This is a genomic window from Niallia taxi, assembly GCF_004005475.1.
Taxonomy (GTDB): domain Bacteria; phylum Bacillota; class Bacilli; order Bacillales; family Cytobacillaceae; genus Niallia; species Niallia taxi.
Window position 1 is genome coordinate 418850 of the sequence record NZ_RZTZ01000003.1, and the last position, 18506, is coordinate 437355.

The window sequence follows — 18506 nt, forward strand, 5'->3', positions numbered from 1 at the left end:
TGATTAATACTGCCTGACCAGCAAAAAACGAAGCCTCTCTGCTAGAAGCTTCGTTTTTTTATCAGCTATTAAGCTCCTCCTCTACTAAATCAGCAACAAGAATATATCGTCTAGGTGCGTCACCGATATAGTTGAACGGGTAGCAGGTTGTAACGGTCAAGGTTGCTTTTGGCTTTGGCACTATAACAGTACGGTCATCCTTATCAACAATCCTTACCCTTTTCACTTTATACGTGAATTCACCAGCAGATGTCTTCACTGTCAGCAGATCGCCTTTACCGACTTCGCCAAGCCGTCTGAACACAGTATCCCTGTGTCCAGACAAAACAGTGTTGTCATTCTCACCAGGCATTACACTGCCGGCAAAATGACCAACACCCTTTTCTAACTCGTCCTCATCTGTTCCGTGAATAATCGGCAAAACAGCATCAAGCTTCGGAATAATGAGCTCCCCCATATTCTCCCCTACTGCCGGCATTTCTGTATAAAGTGGTTCGCTTTTAGCTGGTTCTTCTTTTTCCTCCTCCTGTGGAGGAGTTTTTTCTTCCTTCGGCAAATCATCTGCCTTCACTTGCTCTGTCTTATAAAGGAAATAGCCTTTTAAGAAAGGATAAAAATTGGAGCTGGCAACCCAGACTCCAATTAATATGACAGCAGCAGTCAATGAAAGAAGAATCCATTGCTTGCGACTATTTCCTCTTCTGTTTTTATTGGCTGCTCGCATTTTTTACTGTCCTTTCACCCAAACACGTCTAAACAATACAACACCAGCAAGAACAATCACAAGTCCGATCATTGTGTTTTGCAGGTAGTCGGATGCTGTGTTTGGCAGCTTTCCGCCTTTAACTGTTTTTTGAACAGCTTTTGTAGAAGCTTTAACAGGTGTTTCCTTCACAATCTTTTCTGCTTCCTGAAGGTCCTTACCTGTTTCATTGATTAAATCAGAACCAAACAATTCTTTAGTAAGAATAACATCAGCAAGGAAATCTCCTTGTTTATTGTATAACTCAATAAGCAAGTCTGCTCCGTTTGTTGAAGTCATTGTCATCATTGCTTGAATAGATAATGGCTGCTTCACACCATCCTTTACAAGATAATATTTCACATCAAGCTGGAAGATATCAAGCATATCGTTAGAAATATCCAAAAGCTCCGCAATTTGCTCCGCTGTCAGCTCGTCCGCAGATTCGAAGTCAGCAAATGCCATCATTCTATCACTTAAAGCTAATAATTGATCCTCAAAATCTGGGTTGTTCTCATAAACTGTCATGAAATGCTCAAACAATCTTTCCATCTCTTCATCTGTAAGCTGCAAAGATTGGAACAGCTCATCCATTTCTGCTTCTAAATCTGCACCGCCATTGATGTAATAGTCAACAGTGTAGTCAAGATCTTCGATATAATCATAGTAGTCAATAGACTCGTCAAACTGCTGTAGATATTCTTCTAACTCTGCTTTAGAAGCAAAGCCATAATCATCCAACAGCTGCTGAAGATTTTCATCAGTAATTGGCGTACCATAGTCATCTTCTAAATAATAGCCTACAGTCTCATAAAGTTCTTCAGCAAAAATATAATATTCACTATCAAGAACGTCTTGTCCCTCTTCTATATCACCATATTCAACAAGAAGCTCATTTAATTCCTCTCTTGTTAAATCATAGTCTGTCATAATCGGTTTAATAGATTCCTCTGTTAACGGTGTTCCCAGCTCATCAACAGATTCGAAATAACTCATAGACCAATCTTTGCTTTTCAAATAATCAAGATAATCTTGTTTCTCCCAGCCTATTTCTGCTAAATATGCTTCGAAATCCTTATCATTAGATCCCATCGCAAATGAAGCCGCAGGCTGAAGGCTTAAAGCCAACAAAATAGCCGTTAATAAACATAGTAAACGCTTCATTGTTTCCCCCTGAATAATCTATATTTTTGTATTCAATTTATTATACTTGCAGAAAAAGGGAATAGGAATAAAAATAATTTGTAAAAATAAAATATTTATGTTGCAATTTTACTAGAGTTCCATACCAAGTAAAAAAAGTATATTTTTTACAAAAACAACCTTAAGAGTATCCTTTTCCTATTGTTTAAAAAGCGAGGAAATCCAGTCAGGGTCAGAGGTAAATCTAGTAGCTTCTGTTTTGACTGCCTGCATTTGTAATCTCCATCATTTTAGTAAGTATATACTTCTTTCATTGAACATTTTCAATTTACCATATCAGCACAACTACTCCGTGAACACTTTTCTTTTAGTTGCATTGAACATTTTCAGACAACCAAGCATATTCTAACTCTTGAGCATAAAGAAAAGCCCCCAAAATGCTCGGAGCTTCTCAAAAAAATATTTGCACCTAATACGCCAAAATGACATAGAATACATCCTGGGCATAGGCAAATAACGCCAAAGTACATAGGAACCCTCTACCGGATACGTTGCCCTACATTGCTATTCAGCTTTGCCAATTCAGACTCTAACAGGCTCATCAATTCCTTCATTGTTGCACCCTCATTGCCTTTATTGTATACACTCAGCAATAATGTCTTGAATTCCTCTTTATTGTCAGCCATGTGATCGCTCCATTTTGATTTATTTATTTCAAAAGGCAGGTCTAAACAGTAAATATTTAATATCATATGCCCGTTACAAGCGGAACGTTATCTTGTGATAAGCCCTTTCCTTTAACAATGTGCCTAATTCCCTTTTTCTTTCCCATATTTCTAGGCTGCTAAACTGGTAGCTTGCTCAAATACAAGCAAAAAAACAGCAAATAATTGCCGCTTAATGGTGCGGGTAGTTATTTGCTGCTTTTTAGGTGACTTTTTTTCCGTTGAAGAATGACAAGTACAGAGGAAATGGTGAAGCCAATTAACAATGCAAGAACGGCAGCACCAATATAAAATGGGGCAGACGGCCAGTAGTGGTTTACATAGAAGATAAAACAGGACACAACGAAAAGCACAGCTAAAAACAATTCAAACAATAAGGCAACAAACAGAAAAGCCAAGTACGGGATGATAATCCCTTTATGTGAGACATGCTGTAAAGTGATGCCCTGCCACCAAAGCTCTCCAAGACGGCTGAAGCCTTTCATCTTCCATCACCCTCAATAATATTGTTCATTCATTGTATGTTGGGTTTGAGGGAGATTTTCCTTAGTTGCTTTAAATTTTATTAATTAATTTTTATTTTCAATATTTCTTCCACGCTTTGTCTATTTGTATCAAATATAATATAGACTTCGCTAATATCTTCTACGGCACTCACTGCATCTACATCATTAAAGGATGCCTTTTCAGATAGTTCCTTAAGTGATGATAACTTATTTTTCACCCTAACAATGGAATCATACTCCATATATTTATATACAATTTCTAAATCAGAGCTTACTAGTTTATGATAAAAATGCTGTAAATCTTGTTGTATTTGCGAATTCCTAACAGAGCATTTCACATCAGATTCTGTTATGTTAGCAATCTCATCTAAAATATTTTCAGATGTATCGATTAGCTCTTCAAGAACATGCAATCTTTCTTTAGACACTTCTAAAAACTGGATAAAAATTCGTCGTTCTATTCTTTCCTTCACTATGTAGCATGTTAATAGTGTTGCTAGACAAGCCACTACAACGCCAACTATTCCGCCAACTAATACATTAAGTATGTAAAAAAGCATCCATATCCAACATAAAAGAAGAGTAAAAATAATTGCATATCCCTTATAGGATCTCATTTTTCTCAATTTACCACCTCCTGCGTTTATACTTTTAGTAGAATATTGAACTTAATACAAATTATAACATTTTTGTAATCGTTTCTTCATTTGATTTCTCCTTCTATTAAACTAAAAAGTCATGCGATTATATGTTGGACGATTTATTACTGGCGACCCAATATAAAGCATGCTAATAAAGACATTGGTTACTATGCTACCATGCTTCTGTAGAATAATGTCGAACTTTTTTTCTTTATCTAAGTAACTATTTAACGTATGATTAATACTGTGACAAAATACCTATAGGAGATTATATGTTGAATTCTATAAAAGACAATCAAGAGCTAGATACCGATTGGATAGAATTGATTACATATGCTAAGGAGATAGGTATGTCCATAGATAATATTAGAAAGATTCTCACTATACTTAAACCTTCTTAAGGTTCTTTTTAGCATAATAGTCAATCACCAACTGCTTGCTCTCCCTTCCATAAGGAAAGGAGAGTTTTTTTATTTATGTTTCATAACGCATTGAAAAAAGCAGGAAGATTATCTCCTGCTTTTACTGTTATTATTTTTGTGACTTTTTTCACAAATGTTAGTCACTTTATATAAGTCCTTTTATTATTACTTAAAGCTGGGCCGTTCTCCACGCAAGTACATTTTCAGTTCTATACACATCTGCCTTATCCACTGACTGAAACAAATTCATTTTATATTGAACAACTTCTTTTGCCGCATCAATGCAATCAGGATAAATCGCGTTTGGATCCCATAGCTCTGTTTCTGCCAGTATTTCACGGCATTTTTTGTAGAAAGCATATTTGTAGTCAGATGAGATATTGACCTTTTGAATACCGATTTTAACAGCTTCGGCGATTTCTTCATCTGGATTGGCAGAGCCGCCATGCAGTACGAGCGGGATATCAACAACCTCTTTAATTTGGCGCAAAATATCCATGTGCAGCTGTGGCTTCATGTCCTTCGGATAAATGCCGTGGCAAGTTCCAATAGCGACTGCCAATGTGTCTACACCAGTGCTTTCCACGAATTCCTTTGCATCCTCTGGTCTTGTGTAAATAACCTCTGTCACGCCGCCTTCAATCGTTGTGCCAGTATTGCCGATTGTTCCAAGCTCTCCTTCTACAGAAACACCAAGGGGATGGGCGATATCGACAATTTGCTTCGTAATCCTGATATTCTCTTCAAGTGGCAGAAGGGAGCCGTCAATCATAACAGAGCTGAAGCCAACATGGATTGCTCTCATGATATTTTCCACACTGTCTCCATGATCGAGATGAAGTACAAATGGGACATGGCTATTTTTAATGCGCGCAAGCACATAATGGAAGAAATCATCCTTTGTAAAATCAAGCTCTGTCGGGTGGACTGCGATAATAGCTGGCGAATTGTTCTTCTCTGCCTCTTCCACAACAACTCTTAAGAAATTACTATCTGCCACATTAAAGGCTCCTACCGCAAATTGATGCTCCTGTGCCACTTCTAATAACTGCTTCATGTTTACTAACATTGCCTCTCCTCTTTCCGTTTAGAATTTTTTTATAATGATTTACCTGTAGATTCAGCCATGTCGATATAATATTTGACCATTTCCTTGCCAGCATCGACTGTTCCTTGTATAAGGCGGACATAATCGATATTTTCATTATCCTTCAAGTATTCTTGGATGCTATTTACTTGTGCCTTCATAAAGTCAGAGCCAACGTTAATTTTGTTGATGCCAAGAGCAATCGACTTCTTTATATTAGCTTCCCCGCAGCCTGACCCACCGTGCAGAACAAGGGGAATATTTGTTTCTGCCTTGATTTTCTCGACAATGTCAAAGCGGAATGGCGGTACATAGCCATCTGGATAGTCGCCGTGGCTTGAGCCATAAGAAATCGCCAGTGCGTCAATTCCTGTCCGTCTTGCATACTCAATCGCTGCATCTGGATCTGTATACATTTCATCACTAGTCAGATTATTGCGGGAAACAGAGCCGATATTGCCAATTTCCCCTTCTACACTAGCATCATAGGTTTGAGCAAACTCAACCATCTTTTTTGTAATCTCAATGTTTTGTTCAAGAGGATATGCTGACGCATCCATCATGACACTTGAAAAGCCATCTCTTAAGCATCTTTTCACAAAGCCTACATCCTTGCCGTGGTCGAGATTAACAGCAACCTCCACACTTGCACTCCGAGCCATTTCAATGATTGGACGCGTCAGCAGGTTACTGCCAAGATGTGCCTGCAAATGGTCTTGCAGCAGATCAATGATGACAGGCGCCCGTAATTCTTGAGCAGCAAGTATAACTGCCTTTGCTGTTTCTAAATTGAAGCAATTGATGGCCATCACCGCGTACTTTCCTTTGTTGGCACGCGCCAGCATGCCTTTCATGGAAACATACATAAGCTTTTTCCCTCCTGATTAGAATGAGATTTTAATATCAGATAAATCCATTTCCTCTTCCTCTGTTGTTTCCTCTTCCGCTTTCTCAACAGGCTCCTTCTTCCAGAAGAACAGCATCAAGCCTGTTACGACAGAACCAATCAGCAATGCCAGACAGAATAGGATTGGATGATTCATTGCCGGTACGATGAACATACCGCCAGATGGCACTGGTGAGCCCACACCCCACAGCATCGAGAATCCCCCGCCAACAGCGGCCCCGAGTGTACAGGAAACTACGACTCTGACAATATCAACCGCAGCAATCGGGATAACACCTTCTGTAATCATACAAACTCCCATTGGAAAGGCGATTTTAATATTATCCTCTTCTGATTTCGTATATTTTTTCTTTTTCAAGGCTTTAGATAATACCCATGAAATCGCCACACCGAATGGAGGCACCATTGATGCTAATATTTTAACTGCCTCTGGCTCGTATATTCCTTCAAGTAACAGACCATCGGCAAAAAGGGAAGCGACTTTATTGACTGGACCACCGAAGTCAAAGGCTGCCATGCCACCTAAGATTGCTCCAAACAAGAAGCGCATCGAGCCCTGCATACTTGTTAAGAATGCTGTCAGTCCATCTGTCGCCCAGACAATTGGCACCCCTAGCACGAAGAACATAAGGAGACCAACGACCAGACTTGAGATGAGCGGAATAATCATCATCGGCATAAGTCCCTCTGCCCATCTCGGCACCTTCAAATTATTCTTCAAGAAGAGAACGAAATAACCAACGATAAAACCGCCAAGCATACCACCCAAGAACCCAGCACCAATTGCATTTGCGATAAGACCCATCAGCAGGCCTGGTGCTATCCCTGGTCTATCTGCAATGGAGTAGGCAATTGCCCCAGCTATGACCGGAGCAAGCAAGCCCATTCCTAAAACACCTAAAGAGACAAGAGCAGACGGGATTGAAAATGCTGCTTGGTAATTTTCAATGACTGTCCCGCCTGTCAGATTTCCGATGGCAATTAGCAGCCCTGATGCTACTACTAATGGAAGCATATAGGATATAGCAGTTAATGCATGCTTTTTAATTTGCAGTTTTTTCAGCATAGAAAAGACCCCTTCACTGGTTTTTGTTTAATTCAGCTTCAATCTTTTTGTATAACTGCTTTGGTGCTTTTATGGCAATATGTGTCGGCACCTCGATAATTCGTTTGCCTTTGAACCTCTCCTTTCCACTTACCTTAATATCTGCGGCAATGATAACAAGATCAGCCTCCTGTATCTCTGTTGCAGTAAGCTCATTCTCGATTCCGATTGTACCTTGTGTCTCAATCCGGACCTTATGGCCAAACTCCTGCCCTGCCTTAATCAGCTTTTCCCTCGCGATATACGTATGAGCGATACCAGATGTACAAGCAGAAATTCCAACAATATTCATAACCTATTCCTCCTATCAATTGTTTTCAGCAAAGATTTCAATGAACTCCCTTTTCGTCTGCAGCGTTTGAAACTTTTCAATTTTCTCCTCATCAGCAAGGAGCACAGCAACCTTTTGAAGCAGCTTAATATGCGTTGTTGTCTTGTCGCTATTCTTGACAGCAAACAAAATAATAATATTGATTGGTCCTCCATCAAGAGACTCCCACTCTATTTCCTTATTTGTCCTGCCAATCGCAATCGATGTTTTCTGGACGGAATCCGATTTGCCATGAGGAATGGCAATGCCTTTTTCTAAGCCAGTCGGTCCAGCACTTTCCCTGTAAAGGACATCCTCTATAAAAGCTGCTTCATCTGTCACGCAACCGTTTACAAATAGTAGATTGGTTAATTCTGCAATGACGCCAATCTTTGTCGTCGACTTCAAGTCGAGACTGATTAAATCCTCTGTCACTACCTTCGTAAAATCTAGATCATCCATTTGTACATCCATCTTAATCCTCCTATTACTTGAGTACTGTCATCATCTATTACAGATAATCACCTGATTTTTATAGTAATCCTTAATAAACTGGTCAATCTTGTACTTATCATCTTCATTTAATATTGGACTGACAAGAATGGTCGGCTTGTCGCTGATGCTATGCTGCTTGACTGTTGAGATGACAAGCTCAACATCATCATAATCAGACTGCTTAATGCGCTCTTGAGCGATGATTTTATTAATGTGAATATTCGGAAAGTTTTTCCTGATTTTTTCACTCAGCAAATGAGATGTGCCAACTCCACTCGTGCATTCAATTAGAATCGGAATCTGGTTCGCAAAGCGGTCATCATAGGAAATTTGAAAATAGAGAGTAATATAGCCAATCTCTTCATCTGTTAAATGCTTATCATAAATGCTTTCTTCCATTAGCTCATTAGCCGAAAATTTAACAAGCTGAAAGATATTCGAGAAGTTTGATTTAATGGATTTCAAAATTGGATTAATAATATAAATTTGATGATTAAGTCGGTAAACCATGGAGTGAAGATGCATCGTCAATCTTTCCCGCAAGTCCCTGTCCTCTGTAAACCGGTAGCCGCTATTTTTCGCAACCCTTAAAATCAGCTGGTCTGCCAAGGTAATAACCTGGCTGTTCAAGACAACCTCTGTTTGCTGATTAAGCAGGAAGCGGGAGTTGAGCTTATACGCTTTTAAAATATAGTAGAGATTCAGCATTTCATTTTGCTTCAATTGGAAGGAATACTGCTTTTCTAGCTTTCGGGCTAATGCGATAGTCATCGGATAAATGGCAGAATTAGTATCTATTAGTTCATAAATCATTTCTTCATTCGGAAACGGCTGAAGCTGGTGTGTCTGTTTTTCAACAATAGCTAATAGCGAACAAAATAAGGTTAAATAATAGGGCTGATCCAACAGCAAGTCCTGTTCCTCCTGAAACTCATGGAGAATTCGCTTAATTTCACCCAGTTTGCTGTTCCTCACTTGGATGTCCTTAATGGAATCAGGAATATCATACTGACAAAAGAGATCACCTATTTGCGTTAAATAGCTTTCAATAATAACAGCCATCAGCCGGTAAAGAGAGAACTGATCACCATTAATAAAGGTTCCTTCGTTCGTGCGCGACAGCTTGATATTATAAGGAGCCAGCTTCCTCTCAATATGCTTAAAGTCATTCAAAATCGAGCTTTGGCTGACAAAATACCGCTCCGATATTTTCTGAATCGAGGTCTTACAAGGAGCGATGGAAAGAAGAAACAACAGCAAATCCAGCCGCCTCTCATCAGGATGCTCAAACTGATCACTAAGAGAAACACTATCCACTTCCTCAAGCAAATAGCCATTATTCTCCTTTTTCGTCAGCCTGTAATCAGAGCAATTATCCGCAATATCCTGCATATCACGATAAATCGTTTTCCTCGACACAGACAGCCTCACTCCCAATTCAGAAGCCGTCACAAACTTCCTTTCCCCAAGCAAAATATCAATGATTTCACATTGACGCTTATTCATGAATTTCCATCACCTCGTTTCTATGCTCTTATCTTACCAACGTGTAAGCGGATACACAATTACAATTTTGGGGTGGATTTTGTGTCCTTATTGGAGGGAGATGTTCGATATAGTAAACTAGTTCTTTATCTTTAATGAAGAGCTTCATTTAAGATATCTGATTAAATACAAATATTTTGTTAGATTAGTTGACAGTTATTATTGTATCTACTAGAATAATGATAAGTTCTTTATAAAGAACATTTTAGAGTTATAATAAGCAAAACCTTATAACTTTGTTCTTTAAATAGAATATAACGTATTTTCAGCATTCTAGTCGGAGGGGAAAAGAAATGAAAAAACTGTGGGAAATTCCATTTTTAGAGCATTTAGATTTAGGATCAATCTTTGGTCATATGAAAGACAATTGGCATCATAATACTGGCCATGGACAGGATAAAGGTCATGGAAACGGGCATGATTGGTGGCATTGGGATGATGACGACTGCAATGACACTGACAACGATCCAATCTTAGACTCCTAATTTTTAACTGCAAATCAGCCCTTTTCTTTATTATAAGAAGGGCTGTTATTTTTCAATAAGAGAGGTTGATAAACATGAAAGAAACAGCAAATTATTATAAAGCATTTGGATTTACTATAAAAAGCAGCATCGCATTACCAGAACTAAAAAGCATGCCCTCATCCTTAGACACTGTTGATATTGAAATTGAATTCGGCAACCTTACAGAAGCATGGAATTCTGTTTCAACCCCTTCTAACCGATTCTTCGTATCCAAACAGCAAATCATGTTCCATTTAGCACATATCGCCATCTACAGCATAGAAAACGGCAATAAAATAATCGTATCACCAATGGAAGGAACAGAAGAATCACAGCTGCGCCTTTATATACTAGGATCTTGTATGGGCGCCATACTGATGCAGCGAAAGGTCTTCCCTCTCCATGGCAGTGCTATTGCTATTGACGGCAAAGCATACGCGATAGTCGGTCACTCAGGTGCAGGCAAATCAACACTAGCCTCTGCCTTTATCGAAGAAGGATATGACCTGTTAACAGATGACATCATTCCATTAACCTTTTCCAAGGAGTCAGGCAAACCATCCGTAATACCGACATACCCACAGCAGAAACTGTGGCAGGAAAGCCTAGCACACTTTGGACACGATTCATCAAACTACAAGCCACTCATCAACAGAAAAACAAAATTCGCCGTACCAGTCACAAACCAATTTTCCGACAAACCACTCCCACTAGCAGGAATCTTTGAACTAGTAAAAACAAAGGAAGACCATATAACACTAATGCCAATTCAAAAGCTCGATCGACTGCAGACCATCTTTAACCATACATACCGCAATAATTTTATTGACGATATGAACTTGAGAGAATGGCATTTTCAATCTGCGGTGAAGGTGATTAATCATGTGGATGTTTATCAGCTGCGGAGGCCTGGGTTGGGGTTTAGTGTTGGGGAGTTGGTTGATTTTGTTCTTGAAATCAATGATAATAATAAAGTACTTGTTATCTAATTTTATCTATAATAAATGAAAATTAAAAAAGGCAATATTGCCTTTTTTAATTCTCATTTACCTTCAATATTTTCAATTTTCTTCCTGCAAATAAAAATGGCCGAAGCGGGAAATATAAAAAGTGCATTTTTTTAGGAAGTCTTAACACCTGAAAATCCTTGTATGATGGGTACGCCAGAACAAAAAAATACTTAATTCTTTGTATTAAATTTTTTTGAAGATCCCAAGTATAACTTCGAAGAAGAGGCTTTAGCACTTCTGGAAAGGGCTGATCAATATCACTACCTTGAATAAAAATAGTTGCCACATCTGCTAATTTATAAGATTTATCAATTAATAAAGAAGATATTTCTTTATTGATAGGTGTATCTAATAACCTATTTGCTAAGATTAGTGATTGGCCAACTAAATGCTCATTTGAATACTGTTTTATTATTTGATTAATTCTTTCCCACTTTACCTCTTTTTGTATTATCCTATCAATATCTAATAACCACCTTAACCTGAACCATCCATGTCTTGCTCCATGAGATATTAGATATAGGAGTAAATCTTCTTCTCCTAATATATTTATAGTTTGACCCATTATAGTGCTTATTTTTCTTCTTTTCCATAACAAATTAAAATCAGGTTCTTTATCTGGCTTATCATTTAATCTCCAATGAACTTCTATCGAAAATTTTGTTTTTGGATGAATATACAATGAATGATGAGTTCTCCACCTATCTTCATTTAAAATACTATCCTCTTCAATTTTTATATATCCATATTCACTCAAGATTTCATCTGTACCTTTTATATTATGAGAAGATATAAGGATATCTAAATCTTTAGAAGTTCGTAAAGAAAAATCACCGTATAGATCACTCGCAAGAATAGGTCCTTTTAAAAATAATGCTTGTATATCGTTGGTTGTTAATAGCTTTCCTAATGCCTCCATTTCTGCTGTTAATTGCAACATAAAGAATACATTCTGTTGGTATCTTTTATTAAGGATATCAATCACACTATCTGGAATCCAATTCAATTTCATCATATTTAACTTCCAATACACATATGGATATACTCGATGGTGTAATGCTAGTTGTATAAATGTCTTCCAGTTAATATTTCTATTTTCCCATCTTTCTAATTTTTCTTTAGTTGCATTATCCCGGATAATTGCTAGTAGTAACTTCAATTCTTCTGTTAATTGATAGGAAAAATTATTGTTTTTATATTTTACATTCACCATCTGCTTTTTCTTCAACCCCTTCGCTTTGAGTAAAAATTAGAATTCATAAGATAATATATTAACATTTTTAAAAAGTTTTTAATTTTTTTTTATATCTATTATTAATGTTCTCTATCAAGAACAATAGTACATTATTTAGCTCTTTTTATCAATAACTTTATTATAATAATTTAAATAAATGAGGCTGGGACATAACTAGTTTCTTATAAATGAAAAAAGTGAACTCGGGCAACCCTTTACAGCCATTAATGCTAGACCGATGTCATTTTCTACTTTCGATTTTCCACGAACAGAAAATCGTATGATACCTAAATTAGTTTTCAAAAATCCAAAAATAGGTTCCGCATCCACTTTTCGTTGACGATAGATAGAATCAGCTTTTTCTTCTGAAAGCTTCGCTCTTACATGCTCTTTTTGCTGTTCCATTTTTCATTGACCCTCAATTGACGGTTAGTGCTTTTTTTCCCTTTGTACAAGACATCCGAAATGGACAATTCGTACAGTCCTCGCATTCATAAATCTTGAAGGTACGTATAAATCCTGTGGAATCTGTTCGAGTAGACGTGTACTTGAATGTTACTGCTTGTTGATTGGTACAAGTATAGGTGTCCCTTTTTTCATCGTACAACCAATTTCTTGTTTTAAATTGGTCCGTTTTATATTTTTTCTTCTCTTCCCTTACATAATGACCATATGTTTCAGTGGAGTACGTCGGCACTTCGTTATTATGTCTTCATAGTTCTGTTCACTGCGCTAACCGGCATCTGCGACAATATATTCCGGTAATGTAAAGAAATGATCTTCTATTTGATTAAGAAATGAAGTTAGTGTTTTAGTATCCGTTGGATTAGAAAAAATGCCGTACGCAAGCATATATTGACCTTCGGACGCTACTTGAAGATTATAACCAAGCTTTTATTGACCGTTTTTCATATAATCATCTTTCATACGCATGAAGGTCGCATCTTGGTCTGTTTTCGAGTAGCTATTACGAGTACCAAATATTTCAAAGTCCTTCTGATATTTTTTTTTCGCTCTATCCATTCCTTCACTTGTTGTAACCGTCAACCCCATTTGAACACTTTTTGCTCATTAGCGCTGAACACTTTTTAATCTTTAAAAATCCTTTGTTGATTCTTCAGTCGATGACTTTCATTATTCATATGAATAACCTCGACACGATGCAATAATCGATCCAATATTGCGGTCATCATTCCTTGATTTCCGACAATCTCTGTCCACTCTTCAGGACTTCTATTGGATGTCAAAATTAAAGAACTTTGCTCGTATAGTTGGTGGACTAATTGAAAGAAAAGGGTAGCTTCTCGTTGATCCATTGCCATATACATGATGTCATCAATTATAACCAGATCAGAAGCGCGCAAGCGCTTCAACTGGATCTTAGATTTATTTACGTACTCCTCTGTCTTAAGTAACTGAATCAACTCACCCATTGTTATGAAATATACTTGAAATCCCTTATTGATTGCTTCAATACCAAGTCCCACGGAAAGTAGCGTCTTGCCTGCACCTGGCGGTCCAAGTAGTATGAGATTATAGTTTTGTTCAAGCCACTCATATTCACGTAGCTGCTTTAATTGCCTTTCAGTAATTGCGTCTTGTTCCTCGACTCGGAACATATGAATCGGTCTATGGTAAGGGAATCGTGCCCAGTTCAATCGCTTTTCAATACTTTTCTCTTCTCGCTTTTTAAGTTCAAACGTGGTTAATTCTTCTAATAACTCGAGATAGGTCCAAGATTTCTGTTCCGCCTTGCGAAGGAGATCAGTGAGACCATCTGCAGTTTCCACCATCCTTAACTGTCGAAAAGATTGCTGGATTTCCATGACACTTTTACTCACCATATTTTCCTCCCATCAATTGGAGGTATTGATCCATTCCTCTAGTCTGAACATCTATATCTACTGGGATTTTGTCGCTCTCCTCTATGATTCTATGTTGCTGATCAAGTGATGTTTGCTTGAGAAATCCCACGACATCACGAAAGCTATTGGCGCTGTACAGACCTTCATTTATACACTTCTCAAGCGCTAAGTGGACCCATTCCTTGTTTTCTTGAGCCACTTTTTTAATCAGTGTGAATTGGTCTCGTCGATAACGTCCATAGTCTTTGCTGACTTTATCTATGTAGTTTGTCGCGTTATCATGGGCAAGAAGGGCGATCAGTTCTTGTCTTAATAAGTCGAGCGACTTGGACCGCTCACGAGAATGGTTCCTATTCTTGACTAGTCTCCCTTTATCTTGAGAGATAGAATGCTCCGCAATAATTTCTCCTGTGGAAGGGTCACAAATCTTCAGTACATAGTCAGCGATGTGTAAATGGACTATTGCTTGTCTAGTATATGTACCCACAGGTACAGAATATCGATTCGATTTGAAGTGCACCGTATTGTCCTTACGGACATTCCTTGTTATAATTTCAGTATAGTTGCTTTCGTAAGAAAGCGGATTAGAGATCTTTCGCAAGTGTTGCTTTTCCAGGAGAAACACTTCGCAAGGTCTCTTTTTAGTTGTATTATGCACCTTGAAGTTTCCGGTTCTTTCAAGCCATTTTAGGCTACGGTTGTTCCAATCTTCCAGTGTAGAATACACTCGGTTCTTGGCAAAGTTGTTCTTTATGTATTTTACGACATTCTCGACTTTCCCTTTAGATTCAGGGTCAGCCTTTCTACATAGATACACTCGAAACTTTCTTTGCTGAATATATTTTTGGAATCCTTTAGTCAAGATTAGGTCTCCTGCATTCTCACTTACCGCAATCAAATTGTCCTGATCATATACAACTTCTTCAGGGACACCACCATAATATTGAAAAGCTAGTTCATGACAGCGCATAGTGTCCTCGGTAGTGAAGGGTCTGTTGAGCCACCACATATATTTATTCCGGGAATGTGCTAGTACGAACGCAATGAAATAGAGGCGTATTTCCTTACCATATATATCCTTTTGGACAGCTTGTCCCCAATCAACCTGCAGCTGTTTTCCTGGTGGTAGTTCATCGACAGACTCATATTCACGTGATTCTTCTTTCTTTTCAATTTGATACAGTTCTCTTACTTCATTTACATAGCGTCGCACTGTGCTTTCTCCGACTTTAATATTTGGAAACCTTTCCTGTAGCCAATCAAAAATCTGAGCTCCACTGAGGGAGGGATATTCCTTCAGCCAATTGACAATCCAATCCCGATAGGGATCCAATATCTTTTTTCGTTCACCAATATCAAATTCATTTACAGCTTCTTCAAAAGTCATTTCCAAATATTTATACACAGTAGTTCGGGAAATCTTTAATCTTTTAGCAATTTGAGAAACTCTTAATCTTTGTTTAGTTAATTGGTGAATCTCTAAATATATCATTAACTTTTCCTCCATTTTGCTCCTCCTACAAACTGATAAACCCAGTTTACAGGAATGAATTTATTAGGCGAAAAGTGTTCATTGGAAGTGAGCAAAAACTGTTCACTTTATTTTAGCGGTTACACTTGTCTTAGGAGTTGTTTCGGTGTTTTTCGTTCTTCACGCCACTGTTTGCGTTCGTTGGCATCACTGGACTTCTCCATTTTTTCTGTCACAATTACAATTTTGGGGTGGATTTTGTGTCCTTATTGGAGGGAGGGCAAATACTATTTTAATTCTAATTCATGAAAAACACCTCCACTTTATCCAGGGAGGTGCAATTATTCCATATTTATATTTAGAAAAAAATTTTACATTTAAATTTTGAAATCACCACAAATATATTAAATAATATACCGCCAAAAATAGACTAGTTAAAATTATTATTGTTTTATATGGAAATCTTACAGATAGTATACGCTGAAACGAAATGCCTCTCAAAATCAGCATTAATAGAAATGCCGCTATAGTACCAATCACAGGCGCAAATAAACCCAAATATTTTATTAAAGAAACATTTAATATTATATTTAGCAATGCTCCCCAAAGGGAGGTATAAAATGCCCCTTTAGTTTTCCCAGTAGAAAAGTAAAATGTACCATAAAAGCTACTTATACCTGAAAAAACAGCAGCTAAAGTTAACAAGGGAATATATATATTTGCCTCAGAAAAATCATTTTTAATTATAAGTGGTGAAAATAAAGGTAGAAATATAGTAAATAGAATTAAGAATGAGTACTGTAAATATACATATATCATTAATTGTTTTTTATAAACTATATTTGCAGCTTCATTCTTTGCTGTTTTTATTGCCTCATCTTGCCAAGCTAGATTATAAATGGCATTCACCATAAATATAAGAGCAGGCAACTTGTTTGCAATTGCATAAATTCCGTTGTGAGCACTCGATAGAAACTCAATAATTAAAAATCTATCAGAAACGTTCATAATCCACCAGCTAATTGTATTAGGTACAAGAGGAAGTGAGAAAATCAGTAGTTTTTTATAATGAACATTATTTAAAGAAAAATTTATTCTAAACGAATCTTTATTAATTATTTTCTTTTTAAATAGGATTATTAACAAAAAAATTATCGCAATACTTAAACCTATTATTTGCCCTAAAAATAATCCAATCACTTTTTCTATACCTAACAGCTCTGGATATTTAACCAGGATTAAAGTACTGGTCAAAATAAATAAAGCAGATATAAAGCCGCTAATAGCCATTAGCTTATTTTCTTCATAACCTCTGGCTATTCCATTATTAAGCGTACTGAAGATTATATTTAGTATTACTATTACCAATGATAGACAAGCGAATTTAAATTCAAGTATAAAACAAATCCCTATAATAATTAATGCTAGGAATATTTGCAATATCATAATACTCATGATACTGGAAACTTCTTTATTTTGAAGCACTTCCTTATTATCTTCGTTACCATTTTTTATCTTCAATAAATTTGTATATGTTCCCTCATATAGTTGTAAACTAATAACAATTATTAATAGGTTTATTATTGTCAGCCAATAGTCAAAATAACCAAAATCAGATGGACTTATGTAAGATGTATATAAAGGAACCATAATAAGTGAAATTAACTTAGTTCCAATATTCCCGAAAAAGTAAATAACTAACTTCTTCTTCATGAGGAAAATTCCCCTATATATTCATCTAACTTTTCAAAATGCGAATTAGCTTGATCAACAATACTTTGTTTAATGGGAATTTTGTTTTTTTCTAATTTTGCTACCACATCACTTAGTTTTAATTGAGCTATATCCTCTACTTTAGTAAATTGACCTTTATACTCTTGATCAATTAAAATGTTTGTAGTTTTTTTACTATAAACAATTGGGTAATAGTTCTTCCCTAATACTTGAGCTAATATAAGAGAATGAAACCTAAGAGTTATGATATATTGTAGGTTTTGCATAGAGTTTAAGTAATTATCAATGTTCCCTTGATAAATGTTAAGGTTTATATTTTTTTTAGATGTGTCACTTATTTTCTGTTCAATTGCTCTATAAGTTTCTACATCGTTTTGATTCTCACAAAATGCTAGGTAATCTATAGAATAGCCCTTTGAAATATAATGATTTGAAATATCAACTAACTTATTTACTAAATCTTTATTAACTTGTTGATCATCAAAATTCATTATGCTAATCCCTATTTTTTTATCTTCATTGATATTTTGATGATTACATTTTAGACTATATACTATATCAGACGCTACCCTTGCTTGTTTAATTGTTTTAAATAATCCATAACTTTCTTTGTCTCTAAAACATATATCCTTAACAAAATGCTTTATATATAGTTTGTTAGTTTTATACATTAAGTTACTATTTGAAGGGCCATAATTACAACCCAATATATACACTGGTTTACCTTTCAATTTCATTGGTAAAGCATATCTCAATCTTGATACTAATTGCCTAATCCACCTTTTACCATTTTGCATAAAGATAGAACCACCAATATTTAGAACACCATCAAAATTCCAAATGTTATGCTTTTTCCTATTATATAAATAAACATTCTTATAAGCTTTAAAAGCATCTAATTTTTCTTCAGAGTCAGTGATTACATACCATTCAATAGTTTCCGAATACCTTTCAAATACTATTTTAAGAAACAAATCATCTCCAAAGTTTTTTTCTATAAATGCGTCTACTAAAATTTTCATCTTATACACACCATTACAAATTCTTATAGGTTATCT

Annotated in this window: 18 protein-coding genes and 1 pseudogene; 2 read left to right on the forward strand and 17 right to left on the reverse strand. The window is 36.4% G+C overall.

What is annotated here, in order from left to right:
- Positions 1–61 precede the first annotated feature (61 nt).
- From EM808_RS11260 to EM808_RS11305, 11 genes are all read right to left on the reverse strand, one after another.
- Entirely contained in the window at positions 62–724 is a 663-nt protein-coding gene (locus tag EM808_RS11260) for a class D sortase (protein WP_127738303.1), read from the reverse strand.
- Between the two features lie 3 nt (positions 725–727).
- Positions 728–1906 (reverse strand): processed acidic surface protein, encoded by a 1179-nt coding sequence (locus EM808_RS11265; protein WP_127738304.1) that lies wholly within the window; start codon positions 1904–1906, stop codon positions 728–730.
- A gap of 518 nt (positions 1907–2424) precedes the next feature.
- On the reverse strand, positions 2425–2571 hold the full coding sequence (locus EM808_RS28555; protein WP_164849632.1) for a hypothetical protein: 147 nt from the start codon (positions 2569–2571) through the stop codon (positions 2425–2427).
- 227 nt (positions 2572–2798) lie between these two features.
- The gene (locus EM808_RS11270) at positions 2799–3095 is read right to left on the reverse strand and encodes a hypothetical protein (RefSeq protein ID WP_127738305.1); all 297 of its coding nucleotides are present in this window, start codon (positions 3093–3095) and stop codon (positions 2799–2801) included.
- An 80-nt stretch (positions 3096–3175) separates the two neighbouring features.
- Positions 3176–3742 carry a hypothetical protein gene (locus EM808_RS11275; protein WP_127738306.1) on the reverse strand — a complete coding sequence of 189 codons (567 nt, stop codon included), beginning with the start codon at positions 3740–3742 and terminating at the stop codon, positions 3176–3178.
- Between the two features lie 606 nt (positions 3743–4348).
- The gene (locus EM808_RS11280; RefSeq protein ID WP_127738307.1) at positions 4349–5248 is read right to left on the reverse strand and encodes a ketose-bisphosphate aldolase; all 900 of its coding nucleotides are present in this window, start codon (positions 5246–5248) and stop codon (positions 4349–4351) included.
- A 29-nt stretch (positions 5249–5277) separates the two neighbouring features.
- On the reverse strand, positions 5278–6132 hold the full coding sequence (locus EM808_RS11285) for a class II fructose-bisphosphate aldolase (protein ID WP_127738308.1): 855 nt from the start codon (positions 6130–6132) through the stop codon (positions 5278–5280).
- 18 nt (positions 6133–6150) lie between these two features.
- Positions 6151–7236: a PTS fructose transporter subunit IIC gene (locus EM808_RS11290; RefSeq protein ID WP_127738364.1), complete on the reverse strand. Its 1086-nt coding sequence runs from the start codon at positions 7234–7236 to the stop codon at positions 6151–6153.
- A 16-nt stretch (positions 7237–7252) separates the two neighbouring features.
- Positions 7253–7570: a PTS fructose transporter subunit IIB gene (locus tag EM808_RS11295; protein WP_127738309.1), complete on the reverse strand. Its 318-nt coding sequence runs from the start codon at positions 7568–7570 to the stop codon at positions 7253–7255.
- A 15-nt stretch (positions 7571–7585) separates the two neighbouring features.
- The gene (locus tag EM808_RS11300; protein ID WP_127738310.1) at positions 7586–8062 is read right to left on the reverse strand and encodes a PTS sugar transporter subunit IIA; all 477 of its coding nucleotides are present in this window, start codon (positions 8060–8062) and stop codon (positions 7586–7588) included.
- Between the two features lie 30 nt (positions 8063–8092).
- Complete coding sequence (locus EM808_RS11305; protein WP_127738311.1) at positions 8093–9589, reverse strand: BglG family transcription antiterminator; 1497 nt, start codon at positions 9587–9589, stop codon at positions 8093–8095.
- A 332-nt stretch (positions 9590–9921) separates the two neighbouring features.
- On the opposite strand from EM808_RS11305, the gene EM808_RS11310 reads away from it, so the two are divergent.
- Positions 9922–10113 carry a hypothetical protein gene (locus EM808_RS11310; protein WP_127738312.1) on the forward strand — a complete coding sequence of 64 codons (192 nt, stop codon included), beginning with the start codon at positions 9922–9924 and terminating at the stop codon, positions 10111–10113.
- A 74-nt stretch (positions 10114–10187) separates the two neighbouring features.
- Positions 10188–11123: a phosphoenolpyruvate carboxykinase (ATP) gene (locus tag EM808_RS11315; RefSeq protein WP_127738313.1), complete on the forward strand. Its 936-nt coding sequence runs from the start codon at positions 10188–10190 to the stop codon at positions 11121–11123.
- A 46-nt stretch (positions 11124–11169) separates the two neighbouring features.
- Here the strand turns inward: EM808_RS11315 and EM808_RS11320 are convergent, their stop codons facing one another.
- From EM808_RS11320 to EM808_RS11350, 6 genes and pseudogenes are all read right to left on the reverse strand, one after another.
- Entirely contained in the window at positions 11170–12357 is a 1188-nt protein-coding gene (locus EM808_RS11320; RefSeq protein WP_127738314.1) for a nucleotidyltransferase domain-containing protein, read from the reverse strand.
- A 195-nt stretch (positions 12358–12552) separates the two neighbouring features.
- Positions 12553–13389: pseudogene (locus EM808_RS29515) on the reverse strand (transposase); the annotation flags it as partial.
- 77 nt (positions 13390–13466) lie between these two features.
- The gene (istB, locus tag EM808_RS11335) at positions 13467–14219 is read right to left on the reverse strand and encodes an IS21-like element helper ATPase IstB (RefSeq protein ID WP_127738365.1); all 753 of its coding nucleotides are present in this window, start codon (positions 14217–14219) and stop codon (positions 13467–13469) included.
- Entirely contained in the window at positions 14212–15750 is a 1539-nt protein-coding gene (gene istA, locus EM808_RS11340) for an IS21 family transposase (RefSeq protein WP_127738317.1), read from the reverse strand. Before istA ends, istB begins: the two co-directional genes overlap by 8 nt.
- A 354-nt stretch (positions 15751–16104) precedes the next feature.
- Entirely contained in the window at positions 16105–17427 is a 1323-nt protein-coding gene (locus EM808_RS11345; RefSeq protein ID WP_127738318.1) for a lipopolysaccharide biosynthesis protein, read from the reverse strand.
- Positions 17424–18470 (reverse strand): polysaccharide pyruvyl transferase family protein, encoded by a 1047-nt coding sequence (locus tag EM808_RS11350; protein ID WP_127738319.1) that lies wholly within the window; start codon positions 18468–18470, stop codon positions 17424–17426. The genes EM808_RS11345 and EM808_RS11350 overlap by 4 nt, the downstream gene beginning before the upstream one ends.
- Positions 18471–18506: the final 36 nt, after the last annotated feature.